The sequence below is a fragment of the Hymenobacter oligotrophus genome, assembly GCF_003574965.1.
GTDB lineage: Bacteria > Bacteroidota > Bacteroidia > Cytophagales > Hymenobacteraceae > Solirubrum > Solirubrum oligotrophum.
This window is the reverse complement of sequence record NZ_CP032317.1, coordinates 1,348,758-1,363,165: the sequence shown is the minus strand read 5'-3', so window position 1 is coordinate 1,363,165 and position 14,408 is coordinate 1,348,758. Positions and strand designations below refer to the sequence as shown.

15 protein-coding genes are annotated in these 14,408 nt (G+C 62.7%); 11 read left to right on the top strand and 4 right to left on the bottom strand.

All coding sequences use genetic code 11. The annotated features are described in order from the left end of the window. The first annotated feature begins 50 nt into the window (after window positions 1–50). The 4 genes from D3Y59_RS05765 (at window position 51) to D3Y59_RS05750 (ending at window position 2,760) form a co-directional block, all read left to right on the top strand. Window positions 51–593 carry a heme NO-binding domain-containing protein gene (locus D3Y59_RS05765; RefSeq protein ID WP_119444188.1) on the top strand — a complete coding sequence of 181 codons (543 nt, stop codon included), beginning with the start codon at window positions 51–53 and terminating at the stop codon, window positions 591–593. A gap of 74 nt (window positions 594–667) precedes the next feature. After that, window positions 668–1,003, top strand: a complete 336-nt coding sequence (locus D3Y59_RS05760; protein WP_119444187.1) for an arsenosugar biosynthesis-associated peroxidase-like protein — start codon at window positions 668–670, stop codon at window positions 1,001–1,003. 102 nt (window positions 1,004–1,105) lie between these two features. After that, window positions 1,106–2,158, top strand: a complete 1,053-nt coding sequence (gene arsS, locus D3Y59_RS05755) for an arsenosugar biosynthesis radical SAM (seleno)protein ArsS (RefSeq protein WP_119444186.1) — start codon at window positions 1,106–1,108, stop codon at window positions 2,156–2,158. Beyond that, the gene (locus tag D3Y59_RS05750; protein WP_119444185.1) at window positions 2,158–2,760 is read left to right on the top strand and encodes a TIGR04282 family arsenosugar biosynthesis glycosyltransferase; all 603 of its coding nucleotides are present in this window, start codon (window positions 2,158–2,160) and stop codon (window positions 2,758–2,760) included. Before arsS ends, D3Y59_RS05750 begins: the two co-directional genes overlap by 1 nt. Here D3Y59_RS05750 and D3Y59_RS05745 read toward each other — a convergent pair. Then, window positions 2,757–3,188 (bottom strand): hypothetical protein, encoded by a 432-nt coding sequence (locus D3Y59_RS05745; protein ID WP_162910584.1) that lies wholly within the window; start codon window positions 3,186–3,188, stop codon window positions 2,757–2,759. The two genes, D3Y59_RS05750 and D3Y59_RS05745, sit on opposite strands and share 4 nt — an antisense overlap. A 174-nt stretch (window positions 3,189–3,362) precedes the next feature. Between D3Y59_RS05745 and D3Y59_RS05740 the strand changes: the two genes are divergently transcribed. The 3 genes from D3Y59_RS05740 to D3Y59_RS05730 all read left to right on the top strand — a co-directional run bounded on the left by D3Y59_RS05740 (window position 3,363) and on the right by D3Y59_RS05730 (window position 5,266). Then, window positions 3,363–3,824, top strand: a complete 462-nt coding sequence (locus D3Y59_RS05740; RefSeq protein ID WP_119446345.1) for a peroxiredoxin — start codon at window positions 3,363–3,365, stop codon at window positions 3,822–3,824. Window positions 3,825–3,895: 71 nt separating this feature from the next. Continuing rightward, window positions 3,896–4,639 (top strand): GAF domain-containing protein, encoded by a 744-nt coding sequence (locus tag D3Y59_RS05735; protein WP_119444183.1) that lies wholly within the window; start codon window positions 3,896–3,898, stop codon window positions 4,637–4,639. Between the two features lie 69 nt (window positions 4,640–4,708). Continuing rightward, window positions 4,709–5,266: a hypothetical protein gene (locus D3Y59_RS05730; RefSeq protein ID WP_162910583.1), complete on the top strand. Its 558-nt coding sequence runs from the start codon at window positions 4,709–4,711 to the stop codon at window positions 5,264–5,266. 142 nt (window positions 5,267–5,408) lie between these two features. Here D3Y59_RS05730 and D3Y59_RS05725 read toward each other — a convergent pair whose 3' ends face one another. Continuing rightward, on the bottom strand, window positions 5,409–5,642 hold the full coding sequence (locus tag D3Y59_RS05725) for a hypothetical protein (protein ID WP_119444181.1): 234 nt from the start codon (window positions 5,640–5,642) through the stop codon (window positions 5,409–5,411). Between the two features lie 311 nt (window positions 5,643–5,953). Between D3Y59_RS05725 and D3Y59_RS05720 the strand changes: the two genes are divergently transcribed. Both D3Y59_RS05720 and D3Y59_RS05715 read left to right on the top strand, forming a co-directional pair. Beyond that, window positions 5,954–6,373, top strand: coding sequence for a hypothetical protein (locus D3Y59_RS05720; protein ID WP_162910582.1), 420 nt, complete (start codon window positions 5,954–5,956; stop codon window positions 6,371–6,373). 199 nt (window positions 6,374–6,572) lie between these two features. After that, on the top strand, window positions 6,573–7,271 hold the full coding sequence (locus D3Y59_RS05715; RefSeq protein ID WP_119444179.1) for a carboxypeptidase-like regulatory domain-containing protein: 699 nt from the start codon (window positions 6,573–6,575) through the stop codon (window positions 7,269–7,271). Window positions 7,272–7,491: 220 nt separating this feature from the next. Here the strand turns inward: D3Y59_RS05715 and D3Y59_RS05710 are convergent, their stop codons facing one another. Further along, window positions 7,492–9,015: an APC family permease gene (locus D3Y59_RS05710; RefSeq protein ID WP_119444178.1), complete on the bottom strand. Its 1,524-nt coding sequence runs from the start codon at window positions 9,013–9,015 to the stop codon at window positions 7,492–7,494. A gap of 213 nt (window positions 9,016–9,228) precedes the next feature. Between D3Y59_RS05710 and D3Y59_RS05705 the strand changes: the two genes are divergently transcribed. Together D3Y59_RS05705 and D3Y59_RS05700 are read left to right on the top strand one after the other, a co-directional pair. After that, window positions 9,229–11,964 (top strand): hypothetical protein, encoded by a 2,736-nt coding sequence (locus D3Y59_RS05705; protein ID WP_119444177.1) that lies wholly within the window; start codon window positions 9,229–9,231, stop codon window positions 11,962–11,964. 15 nt (window positions 11,965–11,979) lie between these two features. After that, on the top strand, window positions 11,980–13,014 hold the full coding sequence (locus tag D3Y59_RS05700) for an AAA family ATPase (protein WP_119444176.1): 1,035 nt from the start codon (window positions 11,980–11,982) through the stop codon (window positions 13,012–13,014). A gap of 11 nt (window positions 13,015–13,025) precedes the next feature. On the opposite strand, the gene corA is transcribed toward D3Y59_RS05700, so the two are convergent. Beyond that, window positions 13,026–14,270: a magnesium/cobalt transporter CorA gene (corA, locus tag D3Y59_RS05695; protein WP_119444175.1), complete on the bottom strand. Its 1,245-nt coding sequence runs from the start codon at window positions 14,268–14,270 to the stop codon at window positions 13,026–13,028. Window positions 14,271–14,408 lie beyond the last annotated feature (138 nt).

The following is a 14,408-nucleotide window of genomic DNA, read 5'->3' as shown; positions in this document are numbered from 1 at the left end:
GTTGCGTACCTTGTAAGCCCCCGGCCGTTTCTGCCGGGGGCTTTTTACCTATGCACGGTTCTATTTTTGCCCTTCTCAAGCGCTACGTTCAAACCCAGTACGACCACAGCACGTGGGTGCGGCTGCTAGAGGCCTCGGGGTTGTCGGGTGCTGAGTTCGACCACAAAGAGGTATACCCCGATCAGCACATGTATGCGCTGGTGGGCCAGGCTGCCGAAATGACCGGCATTCCGGCCCCGGTATTGCAGGAAAAACTCGGCGAATACCTCGTGCCCGACCTCATGTACATGTACGGCAAGCTGGTGCAGCCCGAGTGGCGCACCCTCGAAATGCTGCTGCACACCGAGGGCGTGATGCACAAACGCGTGCGCGAAGAGCACCAACTCAACGCCCCGCCCGTGCTAAGCGTGCGCCGCGTAGCCAACGACGAGGTGGTGGTCGAGTACGTGTCGGAGCGGCGCATGGGGGCTTTGGCCGTGGGCATTGTGCGGGGCCTGGCTGCGTATTTCGACGAGCAAGAGTGCATCGACATCGAGCCAACCACCCGCAACGACGGCCAGCACGTGCACATTCGGGTGCGGCGGCGCGGCTAAGTCGGCTTGGCGGTTATCTTGCCTGCGCCGGCGGCCAATCCGAACCAGCGGCCGCTACGTTTGTTTTCGCAGATATGGAAAAGACCTACTACAACCCCGCCGACCTGGCCAAATTTGGCAACATCACCGAGTGGCAATCCGAAATGGGCCGCAAGTTCTTCGACTATTACGGCGAAGTATTTAAGGACGGCGCCCTAACCGAGCGCGAAAAGTCGCTGATAGCCTTGGCCGTAGCCCACGCCGTGCAGTGCCCGTACTGCATCGATGCCTACACCACCGACTCGCTGCAGAAAGGTGCCGACGAAGCCCAAATGATGGAAGCAGTGCACGTAGCAGCGGCTATTAAGGGCGGCGCGGCGCTGGTGCACGGCGTGCAAATGATGAACAAAGCCAAGGAACTGACGATGTAGCGGGGCCAGGATGCGGCCACTTGCCTGCGCTTGCGGACTAGCAGGCGCGTTTGCCGCAACAGCCATTGCCCGCGCACGTCGCTTTGTACCCAATCAGCCGCCATGAAAAGCCTACACGCCCAGCACCACCCGCTCGCCGATACGAGTTACCAGCTCACCGTGCTCAACCCGGAGCAACAGGTGGGGCAGGCGTGGCCCGCGTTTGCCGGCAAGCTGCGCGAAACCGGCCTGCTGCCGCTGCGGCCTCTAGGTGTGGGCACGCTGCAGCTAAACGTGGGCAAGATGTGCAACCAAACCTGCAAGCACTGCCACGTAGACGCCGGCCCCGACCGTACCGAAATCATGACGCGCGAAACCATGGAGCTGTGCCTGCAGGCGCTGCGCCAGGCGCCCGGCATGCAGGTGGTAGATGTTACCGGCGGTGCGCCCGAAATGAACCCCGATTTCCGGTGGCTGGTGGAGCAGGTGTCGGCGTTGGGCCGGCAGCTGATTGTGCGTTGCAACCTCACCATTATTGTGGCCAACCGCAAGTACCACGATTTGCCCGCTTTCTACCGGCAGCACGGCGTGCGGGTGGTGTCGTCGTTGCCGCACTTTTCGGCCGCCCGCACCGATGCCCAACGCGGCGAGGGCGTGTTCGAGCGCAGCATCCGGGCGTTACAAATGCTTAACGCCGAGGGCTACGGGCAGGAGGGAAGCGGCCTGGTGCTCGATTTGGTGTACAATCCGTCGGGTGCGTTTTTGCCTGGCAATCAGCAAGCCCTGGAGCGCGACTTTAAGCAGCGCTTGCGGCGGGAGCACGGCATCGAGTTCAACAACCTGCTCACCATTACCAACCTGCCCGTAAGCCGCTTTTTGGATTACCTGATGGAAAGCGGCAACTACGCCGCCTACATGGATAAGCTGGTACAGAGCTACAACCCCGCCGCCGCCGCCAACGTGATGTGCCGCAGCACCCTCTCGGTGGGGTGGAACGGCTACCTCTACGACTGCGACTTCAACCAGATGCTGGAGTTGCGCGTGGATGCCGCTGCCCCGCAGCACATCCGCGACTTCGACCTAGGGCAACTAAGCGCCCGCAGCATCGTGCTCAACCAGCACTGCTACGGCTGCACGGCCGGGGCGGGCTCGAGCTGCGGCGGCGCCACCGTGTAATGGGCAGCCCTGAACACCTGCTCGTATTTGCCCGCTACCCCGAGCTGGGCAAAGTAAAAACCCGCCTGGCCGCCGACCTGGGCCCGGCCGTTGCGCTTGACGCTTACCACCAACTGCTGGCCCATACCCGCGCCGTTGCACAAGCGTTGCCCGGTGCGCGCACGTTGTGGCTGGCCGCCGAGCCGCCCGCGGGCGCGGCCCCGTTGTGGCCCGAGTGGCCCCAGCGCCTCCAGCCCACCGCCCCCGACCTAGGGCAGCGCATGCAGCACGCGTTTGCCGAGGCATTTGCGGGCGGTGCCGCGCGGGTGGTCATCATTGGTACCGATTGCCCTGGCCTGCAAACCAGCCACTTGCAAGAGGCATTTGCGCGCCTGCATACCCACGACGTGGTATTGGGCCCCGCGCACGATGGCGGCTACTACCTGCTGGGAATGCGGCAGTTGCACCCCGAGCTGTTCGGCAACATTGCCTGGAGCACCGATGCCGTGCTGGGCGAAACCTTGTGCATTGCCCATCGGCTGCACCTGCAAGTAGCCCAGCTGCCCGCGCTGCCCGACGTAGACACCGCCGCCGATTGGCACGCTTGGCAACGGCAGCCCTAGGTGCTGCGCGAGCTGCGCCGCCGCAGCACCCGGCGGTGCCAGCGGCCAGCTCGGTTGCTGGCGTGCATGGCAGCTTCTTCGTCAATTACTAGGTACAGGCAGGCGCCGAATACGGCCGCCGTTGCGGCGCTCAGCAGCCAGCCCCAGCCCGCCGTAAAAGCCATATACACATCGTAGGCGGTTACCATGGCGGGCACCGCGGCGGCCAGCAGTGCTAGGCGCCGCGTGGGCCGCGGGTGCTCGAACAGCAGGGCAAACAGGAAAGCGGCTAGCAGCACCGTTTGGTGAATGGCCTCGCCCATCCAAGCGGGCAGTAGCGTGTTCAGCCCCACAAAGCGCGAGAGGGCCCGCAGCACATAGCCCAGGGCGCCCGCCTCGAGCACGGCCAGCATCAACGATAGGTAAGGGCGCAGTACAGGTAGGGCCATAGGCACAGCTTTGGTTGAAAACAACACGCCAAGCGGGCTTTCGGCAAAACCAATCAGGCTGCTACCCGTTTTGAACACGCCCTTGCACGTACGCAAGTAATGCCCCCGCCGGTTGTGCCCGCCCAGGCGCAGCCCCGTGTGGCGGCATATAATTCTAATGTAGTAATTTTGGACATGTTGCAGATAGGCGATACCGCTCCCGATTTTACGCTGAAGACCACCGACGGCGCCGACTTCACCCTGAGTGCCCAGCGCGGCCGCGCTTTGGTGCTGTATTTCTACCCCAAAGACGACACCCCCGGCTGCACGGCCCAGGCCTGCTCGTTTCGCGACCAATACCAGGATTTTCAGGACCTAGGCGCCGAGGTGGTTGGCATCAGCTCCGATTCCGAAACCTCGCACCAAAAATTCACGCAAAAGCACCGGCTGCCGTTTCCGCTGCTCGCCGACGCGGGCGGCCGCGTGCGCAAGCTCTACGAAGTGCCCCGGGCGCTGCTGGGCCTGCTGCCGGGGCGCGTTACGTTTGTCATCGACGCGACGGGCCGTATTCGTTACATCTTCAACTCAATGAGCCGCGCTACCGACCACGTAGCCGAGGCCAAACGCGTGCTGCAAGAGCTACAACCCGCCGGGTAATCAACCAAGCATTGCTGGCTATTGAATTATCCGGCGTAGGCTTTGTGTTATAGCAATTTCGATTTTTATCAATGGCCTACGTACAACCCGCTTCGCTTATCCCCGACAACGAACTCGATCGGCTACGGACTTTGTATCAGTACCAAATACTGAACACCACGCCCGAGCGAATTTTCGACGACTACGTAGCCCTGGCGGCGCAGCTATTCAACCTGCCGATTTCGCTGTTGTCGTTGGTCGATGCGGAAGAGGTGTATTTTAAAGCAAACAGCGGCATGGACTGCCTGCCCGCCACCTTGCCGCGCGCCGATAGCCTGTGCTCTGCCGCCGTACTGGAGGAGGCCACTATGGTTTTCCCCGACCTCACGCAGGAGCGCTGTAACCTCGTAAACCCTGCCGTAGCCGAATCGGCGGGGCTGCGCTCGTACGCCGGTGCGCCCTTGCGCATGCCCAACGGCCACAACATCGGCACGCTGTGCGTAATTGGGCGCGAAGCCCGGGAAGTTACCCCGGGCGAGGAGGCGCTGCTGCTGCACCTGGCCGACCTGGTAAGCCTCACCATTGAAGTGCGCAGCGTGTTGCTGGCGCAGGGGCAACCCGAAAAGTGGCGCGAGGCGCAAGTGCAGCTGCAAACCCACTTGCTCGATGCCTCCACGCTGGCCCGCTACTTGGCCGCCCGCACCAACGGGGCCGCTTTCTTCAACGAAGACGTGCAGCAAACCGTGGTTCGCCGCCTCGATGACATCGGGCTGATGCTACGCCGGCACCTAGGCGAGGCGCAACGCCTGGGCGCAACATCCCAGCAACCGGGTTAGGAAGTCGCGGTTTATTCGGCAATTTTGCCCGCAGAACCCGCTGGGCGGGCCCTCGGCCGACTATTACGTATGGGAGCTTTACTGATTGATTTGTTGCAGCGGGCCCAGCGCAGCCGGCGCATGGTGTCGGTGCAAACGGGCGGGGGTACCTTTTTGGGGTACGTGCTGAGCTTCAGCCCCGAGCTGCTGATCATGCGCACCGTTACGCGCCAGGGCATGCTCACGAGCGTGCGCACCATCAACCTAGGGGAGGTGTCGCAGGTGCACTTCGACGACCGGTACGTACGCCTGATTGAGTTTAAAGAGCACAACCCCGATGCCGTGTTTGGCCTGGCCACCGCCCCCGACGGGCTGGAGCACGCCTACCTAACCGTGCCCGCCTTGCTACAGCGCGCCCTCGAGGCGCGGCAGCTGGTGCAGCTCATCACCGCATCCGACAACGACCCCTACGGCTACATCGTGCGCCTCGCCGACGACGAACTGCTGCTAGAAGCCTACACCCAATACGGCGACCCCGACGGCCACTCCGTGTTGCAGGTGGACGATGTGCGCAGCGTGGTGTGGAGCGACGAAGACACCCGTACGATTGAGCTGCTGCTAAAACAACGCGCCGCGGCGGGCGAATAGCCCTAGGTGCCGGCTGCAAAAAACAGCACCGGCAGGGCACAGTCAGGCGCTGCGCGCTTGATGTAACAAACGCCTATCGGATAGGGCTGGTGCACGCGCAATGAGACAAGCCTGCCGCGACGCGACCAAATGCGGCCGCGGGTTAGTGGTGGTGATGATCGTCGGGTTTGCCGTAGAGGTTGCTGAGCGAGCCGAGCACGAACAGCACTGCCCAGCATACATACAGCCAATGGAAGCCCTCCGGCCGTGGTTGCCGCAGGAAAAACAACACCAGTTGCGCCCCGAGGCTCATGATGACGCCCGTAAAGGCAATGTATTGCCACGCGTTGAACGCGCCGGGGTGGTAGAGCTTGCGAAAGTCGGGTTTGTCGCTCATGAAGCTGATTTAGTGGCGGCTGCACCCGCAAGGCTTAGTGGGCGAGCTAGCCAAAACAATTGAGGTGACGCCGGCCGAACAGGCCGAAAGCCCTGGCGCGGGCTTCAAAAGTAGCTAGCACGGGGTTAGCAGGCGCCGGCGCCTCCCCAACAGCCGGGTGCGGGCAATGGTTGCACGCGGCCGGCCAAAGTGCCAGCCCCTTGGCTTGTTGGGTGCGGCTACTACCTAGGCTGGTTTATATGCTGCTTGCGAAAGGCCAACGCTAATGCGGTTGGCGCGTACAAGCTACCAGAACCTAACCGCTGAATTATATGCCTAATCCATTGAATTTTAACGTCGAGGGCACCGAAGGCGACGAAAACGAACTGATTAAGCGCCAGAAGCACGTTGGCAAACGCGACGAGCAACAGGAGGCCGAACGCAATTTCGAGCAGGTCGTCAACAACAACACCGATGTTGACAAGGACCCTACCGCGTACCGCAACGCCGGCGCCAACGGCTACAAGCAGCGCACTGGCCAAATGGATCAGCTCGAGAACCTGCACATCAATGGCAGCGACACCCGGCCCCACGGCGGCAACGACCACGACACCGACCCCGGCAAGCAGCAGGGGCCCGGCCACGAGGTAGAAGGCAGCTACGAGCTCGACTACGAAGCCAACTTGCGCACCCGCGAGCAACAATTCGGCGATAAGGCTCCCAGCGGCCCCAGCAACCCGGCCCAAGACTAACCGCGCCTCAACCTACTGATTAGCAAGCCCCGTTGCCCTTGTGGCGGCGGGGCTTCTTGGCGTGTAAATAGTTGTAGGAGTTTTGCGGTTTAATATTATTTGCTTGATAAATTTAGCACGAGGCGTGCAGGGTTTGCCCAGCCGCGCCGGCTTTGTCCTGCTTTTCACACTAATCTTACCACCTACAGCTCAATTGCCTATGAAAGTTGATTACGAACCAACTAATACCGAGGAGCAAATCGATGTCGACGAGGAAGCCTCGTTAGATTCGGGCAACCGCAAACTCGGGATGATAGCCGGTGCCGTGGTGCTGCTGATTGGCGCTGCCATTGCCTTTGTGCCGGCCGAAAACCGCGAGCGTATCGCCAACGGCCAAATGCCCTCCTTTGAGTTGATGGGCGCAAGCGTGGTAGGCACCCGCGAAAGCGAAAAACCTGCCGAGGCACCGAAAGAAGCTGAGCCCGAAGCAGAAAAGCCAGTGGCTGCCAAAGCTTTGCTTAAACCAACAGCCAAAACCAAAGCCGCGGCCATAGCTGCGGCAGCTAGCCCCGCAGCCACCGACGCGGCCGCACCCGCAGTTGAGCCTGCGCCGGCACCCGCGCCCGAGCCCGCTGCCCCCGCCGCAGCCGAGGAAGCGCCCCGCACGGTAACCTTAGCGGGCCGCGTGCTCGATGAGAACGGCCGCCCCCTGGCCGGCGCCACGGTGTTTGTGAAAAGCACGCGCAAAGTGGTGAGCACCGACCAAAACGGTAAGTACTCCGTGGAGGTACCCGCCGGCGACAACACGCTGGTGTACGGGTACGGCGGCTACGAAGACCAGGAAATGCGCAGCCGCTCCGAGCAGGCCATGAACGTTACCCTGCTGCCCAGCGAAAAAGCGGGCCGCCGCCGGCGCTAGGCTGTAGCCCCAGCTGGTGGGTATACCAATCGCCCCCGCTTGGCTCCTTCGGAAGCCGGGTGGGGGCGATTTACTGGGGAGTAGTTCGATTGCCGGGGCCTTGGTTGCATTCTGTCACCTAGGCATGTTCATTTTGTTGTCCTAAAGCTCCGGTCGCTAAACGCAACGGCCGCTTGCCCAGTGGGCAAGCGGCCGTTGCGTTTAGCGACCGGAAGCGGACCTAGGTGGTTGTTTTCTCCTTGGCCTTTTCGGCAACGGTACCCGCAAAACGGTGCCCGAAAAAGTAATACACCGGCACGCCGAGGGCCACCAGCATTAGTCCGCGGCGCGAGAACTCCGCAGTAGGTTCGGCAAATAGCAGAATCAGGCAGAACATGCTGGCTAGCAGTACATAAATGGCCGGCAGCACGGGGTAACCCCAGGCCCGGTAGGGGCGTGGGGCTTCGGGGCGCGTGCGGCGCAGCACAAAAATGCCCACAATGGTGATGACGTAGAACAGGATTACCGAGAACATGACGTAGTTCAGCAGCTGGCCGTACGAGCCGCTTAGGCAAAGCAAGCAAGCCCACAAGCACTGAGCCCACAGGGCGCGGGCCGGTACGCCGGCCGCGTTCAGGCGCGCCAGGCCCGGGAAAAACAAGCCGTCTTTGGCCATGGCGTAGTAGGCGCGGGCCCCCGACAAAATGATGCCGTTGTTGGCGCCGAACGTGCTAAGCATGATAAGGACCGCTAGCACCACCGCGCCCGAAGGGCCCAGTACGTGCTCGGCCACGGCGGTGGCCACGCGGTCGTCGGTGGCGTACATAATGCCGCGGCCGGCAATGGTGGTGGCATCGGGCGAGCCGCCCAGAGGCAGCACCAGCAGGTACACCACGTTCGAGAGAATGTACAGCGCCGTTACGATGGCCGTGCCGATGGCCATGCTGCGCACCAGCGTGCGCTCGGGGTTTTTGATTTCCTCGCCCGCAAAACCAATGTTGTTCCAGGAGTCCGACGAGAACAGGGAACCCGTCATGGCCATGCCGATGGCTACCACCAGCCCGCCCGTGCTCAGCGACCTAGGGAGCCAGCTTTCGCCGGGAGGGGCAAAGCTCATCTGCTGCCACATGTTCGAGAAGTTGGCCTGCACAGCCTCCGCGTTCAGGCCCAGCGTAAGGCCCCCCAAAATCAGCAGCGCCAGCGCCACCAGCTTGGTGCTGCCCAGTACATTTTGAATGAGCTTGCCGGCGCGCACCCCGCGGGCGTTGATGGCCGTGATGCCTACAATCAGCAAGATGGCCAGCAACTGCACGCTGCTGAACTCGAAGGTGTAGTCGCCGATAAGCGGCAACGATACAGGCCCGGCACTGAACAACACGTTCTTCACGCTAAACCACGGCACCAACACCCCCGTGAACTTGGCAAACGCCACGGCCACGGCGGCAATTACCCCGGTCTGAATCACCAGAAACAGCGACCAGCCATACAAAAAAGCAATAAGCTTGCTGTACGCCTCCTTGAGGTACACGTACTGGCCGCCTACTTTGGGAAACATGGAGGCCAGCTCGCCGTAGCTCACGGCGCCAGCCAGCGTAATGACGCCCGTAAGCAGCCACACCACCAGCAGCCAGCCACTCGAGCCCACCTGCCGGCCAATGTCGGCCGAAACAATAAAAATACCGGAGCCGATCATGCTGCCGGTTACAATCATGATGGCATCAAACAGCCCGATGGCCCGTTGAAAGTGGCCTTGTTGTTCGCTCATGCAAGTGGTGAAGTGAAATAGGGCAGGAATATAGAGGTTTGAGCTAACAGTAGCCTTCGTTGCTGAGGCTAGGGCGCACATTTTCGGCCGGCAGGCCTTTGTGAGCCAGCACCGGCATTGGCAACCTAGGGCACTTGGCGCGCTCCCACCCAACGTTCGGCAGCCGCGCCCCGAATACCTACCTTTGCCGCCGTTGTTCCTGTTCGTTACTGCATGTCGCAACGCCTACTGGTTTTGCTTTCGGGATTGTTGCTGGTTTCGGCGTTGGCGTCGTACGTGTACTACCGCCGTGCCGTGGCCAGTACGCCCGTGGATGTGTGGGCGCTGGTGCCCGACGACGCCGTGCTGGTAAGCGCCACGCGCGACCACCGCACCTTGGTGCGCCACCTCAAGGAAACGCAGTTGTGGGATAACCTGGCCACACTCAGCTACTTTCAGCAGATAGAAGAGCACGTGGCCCTGCTCGATAGCTTGGGCGGCAAGCGCAACTCGGTGCTAGGCTTTTTGGGGTCCAAAACGGTTCTCAGCTCGGTGCACGTAACCGGACAGCGCAGTTTCGATTTGTTGTTTGTGGTGCCGGTAAACAGCGTGCGCGAGCATCGGCAGGTACGCACGTTGGTAGAGGGCCTAGGCCGCGACGCCCGTTTCGAGGTAAGCCAACGCACCTACGAGGGCGTGCAGCTGACGCGCGTTCGGCAGCGCAGCACGGGCGAGGGTATTACGTACTTTAACTACCGCAACACGCTAGTGATAAGCGCCAACGCCGAATTGGTGGAGAGCGTGGTGCGCCGCACCGAGCACGCCGACCAACCAACCGTTGCCGCCGATTTCGTTGATACCGATTTCCTGAAAATAAAAGGGGTTGACGCGACCGTGCTGGTGAACTACCGGCAGCTGCCCCCGTTTTTAGAGGTGTTTTTTCGGCCCGAGCTCCGCTCCGAGTTTGAGGCCGTAGCCAGCCTCTGCGACAAAGGCATGTTGCAGATGAAGCTGACCAGCAACCGGGTGCTGTTCAACGGTTTTTCGAACCCCGAGCGCGCCGCCAGTTCGCTGCACCAGCAGTTGCGCACCCAGCCGGCCGGGCGCCTGCGCATGGCCGATGTGCTGAGCAGCCGCACGGCCGTGCTGCTGCACGTGGCCGCAGCCCCGCAGGCCCTGCGCGCCGCCCGCCCGCGCACCCCAGCTGATACACTAGCAAGCGCGCTTATCGATAGCACGGCCGCCACCCTCGATGTGGAAGCGGCTTTGTGCTACCTGGCCATCCCCTCGGCGCGGGTGCTGCCCGGCCGACTGGTACTAGTGCGGAGCCGCGACGTAGCCCGCACCACGCAGTGGCTGGGGCTGTTGCGCCGCCGCACCAACACCAGCCCCGGCTTCGAGCGGGTGGGGCCGTATCAGCTGCACCAAGCCCCCGTGCCGCAATTGGCCCAACGCCTCCTAGGTCAGCTGTTTGCCACCGGCGCCACGGCAGGCAGTACCCCGGCTACCGCCCTGGTGGGCGACTACCTGGTGCTTTCGGAAGATGCCGCCGCGTTGCGCGCCTATCTGGCCGATGTGGCCGCCGAGCAAGTGTGGAGCCGCTCGCCCTCGCAAGTGGCTTTTTTGCAAGAGAATACGCCTTTGGCGCGCCTAAGCCTGCTCCTCGACACGCGCAACACCTGGAACCTGCTACTTCGGGCATTGGTGGAGGAGCGCCGCGCCGGGCTGCTGCGCAACGAAACGTTGTTCAAGCGCTTTCCGCAAGTGGCTCTGCAGTTTGCGCCCGCCGATAACGGCCAGTATTACACCCAGTTGGTGCTGCGCCACCCGCCCGTGGGCCCCGCCGTTGCCACGCCGCAGTCGCGCGATGGCAGCAGCAGCAGCCTGAGCTTTGCCGCTGGCCTTACGGGCCTAGGTCCGGTGCTAATGCCCGCGGTAGGCAGCCGCTCGCCCGCCACGGTGGTGCAAGACCGCAACGGTGCCCTGCACTACGTAACGCCCGACAACACGGTGGCCTGGTCCGACTCGTTGGGCGCGCCGCTCGTAACGCCGCCGGGCTTGCTGGCCGGAGCTTTTGGCCAGCGCCCGGGCCTGCTGTTTGCCACTCCAAACCGCCTGCACCTGCTCGACGAACGCGGGCAAAAAGCGCCTTATTTCCCGCTTAACTTGCCCGATACCGTGCAGCTGGGTTCGCTCAGCAGTTTGCCGGCTGCCGAGGGGCAACCCGCTTACCTGTTGGCCGCCGACCGGTACTCGAGCCTTTTTTTATTTAACGCCAGCGGCAACGCCCCGGCTGCCTGGCAACCCAAGCGCCTCGATTTTGCCCTGGCTGCCGCGCCGCAATTGCTGCGGGTAGGCGGGCGCACTGTGGTGCTGGCCCCGCTCGAAAACGGCTACATCTTTGCCTACGACCTGCAGGGCAACACCCTGCCCGGTTTTCCCATCAGCCTGGGGGCCCGCCTGCACACGGGCGGCTTCGTAGAAACCGGCCCCACGCTGCGGCGCACCCGCGTAACGGTGGTAAACCAGCACGGCGAGCTGATCAGCTTTAGCCTGAGCGGTGAGATTACGCAGCGCCGCCGCCTCACCACCTGGAGCCGCACCAGCACGTTTCAGGTAGTGCCCGATCAGAACAAAGCCCGATTTGTGGTGCTGCGCGACGATGGGCAGGGCCGCGTGGCGGTGTTCGATGCGGCCGGGCGCCGTTTGCTCGAGCAGCGCTTTGTCACTTCCGCGCCCAAGTCGTGCCAGGTGTTCAGCTTTGCGGCGGGGCGGCAGGTGCTTGTGCTGAGCGAAACGGGTCCTGGCAAAGCGTACATTTACGATTCGCGCTACCAACTGGTGGGCGGGCAGCCCTTCGACAGCAACGCCGCCAACGTGGGCCTTACCTACGATGCCGATGCGGGTCTGTATCAGCTGTACCGCATTGTGGGCACCGAGTTGCGCCGCACCGCTTTGCGCATGAACTAACCCGGCCCCAGGCAGATGCGTCGAGGACTGGTTGTTGGCAAGTTTGCCCCCCTGCACCTAGGGCACCAGTACCTGCTGGAAACCGCCGCCGCGCACTGCGACGAGCTGCACGTGTGGGTGTATTCGAACCCAGAGCCCGCGCGCATGCCCGCGCCGGTGCGTGCCGGCTGGATTACCACCATTTACGCCCAGACGTATGGGCCCGCCATCGGCACTACGCCGCTGCGGGTGCGGTACCTGCTGCCCGAAGCCGACGAGCTGCCCTCTAACGCCGCACCCGATTACGTGCACCGCGAGTTTGTGCGGCGGCAACTGGCCGCCCTAGGTGTGCGCATCGATGTGGTGTTCAGCAGCGAGGCCTACGGGCCGGGCTTTGCCGCGCACCTAGGAGCCGCGCACGTGTTGGTAGATGCCAGCCGGGCCCGCGTGCCCGTATCGGGTACGCAGGTGCGCACCGATGTCTATGGCCAGGCCAACTGGCTGCACCCCGTGGTGCAAGCCCATTTTGCCTCGCCCGCGTACGTGCAGCGCGTGGTGCTGCTCGGGGCCGAAAGCACCGGCAAATCGACGTTGGCCGCAGCCTTGGCTCGGCGCTTTGGCAGCTGCCACGTGGCCGAGTACGGCCGCACGCTGTGGGAGGCGCAGCACGGCCACCTTGCCTACGACGACCTGCTGCGCATTGCGCGCCGCCACCGCGCGCTGGAAGACGAGGCTACGCCGCAGGCCCGGCATTGGCTGTTTGTGGATACCAACGCCCTGACCACGCTGTTTTACTCGTACGCCTACTACGGCCGCGCCGAACCCGAGCTCCACGCCCTGGCCCACGAGTGTAGCACGCGCTACCAACACTCCTTCGTATGCGCGCCCGATTTCCCCTTCGAGCAGGATGGCACCCGCGCCCCGGCCGCGGCGCAGGCCGCCCAGCAGGCGGCGGTGCTGCTGCAGCTGGGCTTGCTGGGCATAAGCTACACGGTGCTTACGGGCAGCGTAGAGGCCCGCCTGCAACAGGTTGCCGAGGTGCTAGGTTGCTACAATCAAATAGAGTTATAAAAAACAACCCGTCAATTGCTTAGCCAGCCTTTTCTATAGAAATAAATGAGCTGGCCCGAAACGATGATCAGCAGAATGGTAAGCAAAACAGGGTAGCCCAACGGGTGGTACAGCTCGGGCATGTTCAGGGTATTGATGCCGCCGTTGGGGTTTTCGCGCTGGAAGTTCATGCCGTACAAGCCCACCACAAAGCTCAGCGGGATGAAGATGCTGCTGATGATGGTGAGCACCTTCATCACCTCGTTCATGCGGTTGCTTTGGTCCGACATGTACAGGTCGATAAGGCTCGACACGGATTCGCGGTAGCTCTCGGTGAGGTCGAGGGCCTGGATGGCGTGGTCGTAACAGTCGCGCAAAAACACCTTCATTTCTTCCGACACTATTTCGTCGGGCATGCGCAGCATCTCGGCAATTTTTTCGCGCTCGGGGTACACCAGCCGCCGAAAGCGCACAATGTCCTTCTTGATTTGCAGGATGCGGGCGAGCAGGCGCTTGTTGGGCCGCCCGCGCAAAATCACGTTTTCCAGCTCCTCGATGTAGTCGCCGATGGCGGCCATGGTGGGGTAGTAGTGGTCGAGCACCACATCGGTAAGGGCGTAGGCCAGGTACAGCGGCGGGCGTTGCTTGATTTGGCTGTAGCCCGAGCGAATGCGGTGCCGCACCGAGTCGAGACAATCCTCGTAATCGTCCTGAAACGACAGCACGTAATTCGGGCCGGTAAACAAGCTGAGCTGGTCGTCGTCGATTTCGAGCCGGTCGGTGAATTCCGTCATGCGCGACACCAGAAACAGCTGGCCATCCTCGTTTACCTCCACCTTGGCGCGCTGGTAGTCGCCCAGCACGTCCTCCATTTGCAGCGGGTGCAGGTTAAAATCCTGCATGATGCGGCGCATCAGGTCCACGTTGCCGTAGCCGCGCACATCAATCCAGTGGCGCCGCTCGGGCTGGCTCCGGAAGCGCTGCAGCAGCTCGTCGTAGTCCGAGCACTCGCACTCGTCGAAGCTCTTGGTATCGTAGCTCATCAGAAACAACCGGGGCGGCAGCGCCCGGTCCGAAACGGTAAGCGTGCCGGGGCGGGCGCCCACGCCCTGCATGTGCGCCTGGCGGGTGGCGTCGCGGTCGGCCACGCTGGTGGTGCGGTGTACGTCCTCTTCTTCCTCGTCGTCGGGCGGGGGCAACGGCGGGGCCGAAACGGACGCGGTGGCAAACGAGCCGGAGTTGGCGGGGTGCGGGTTGGCCGGGTTCAAATCAGACATACAAGGCGAAATGCTAGAGGCGCGCAAGCGGGCTTTGGCGTAATGCTACGCATACGCGCCCACAAATGTGCGGCTCTTTGCGTTGCCGGGCCTACTTACCACCTAGGGCCGCAGGGCCAGCGCAGCCACCTGAGGCCT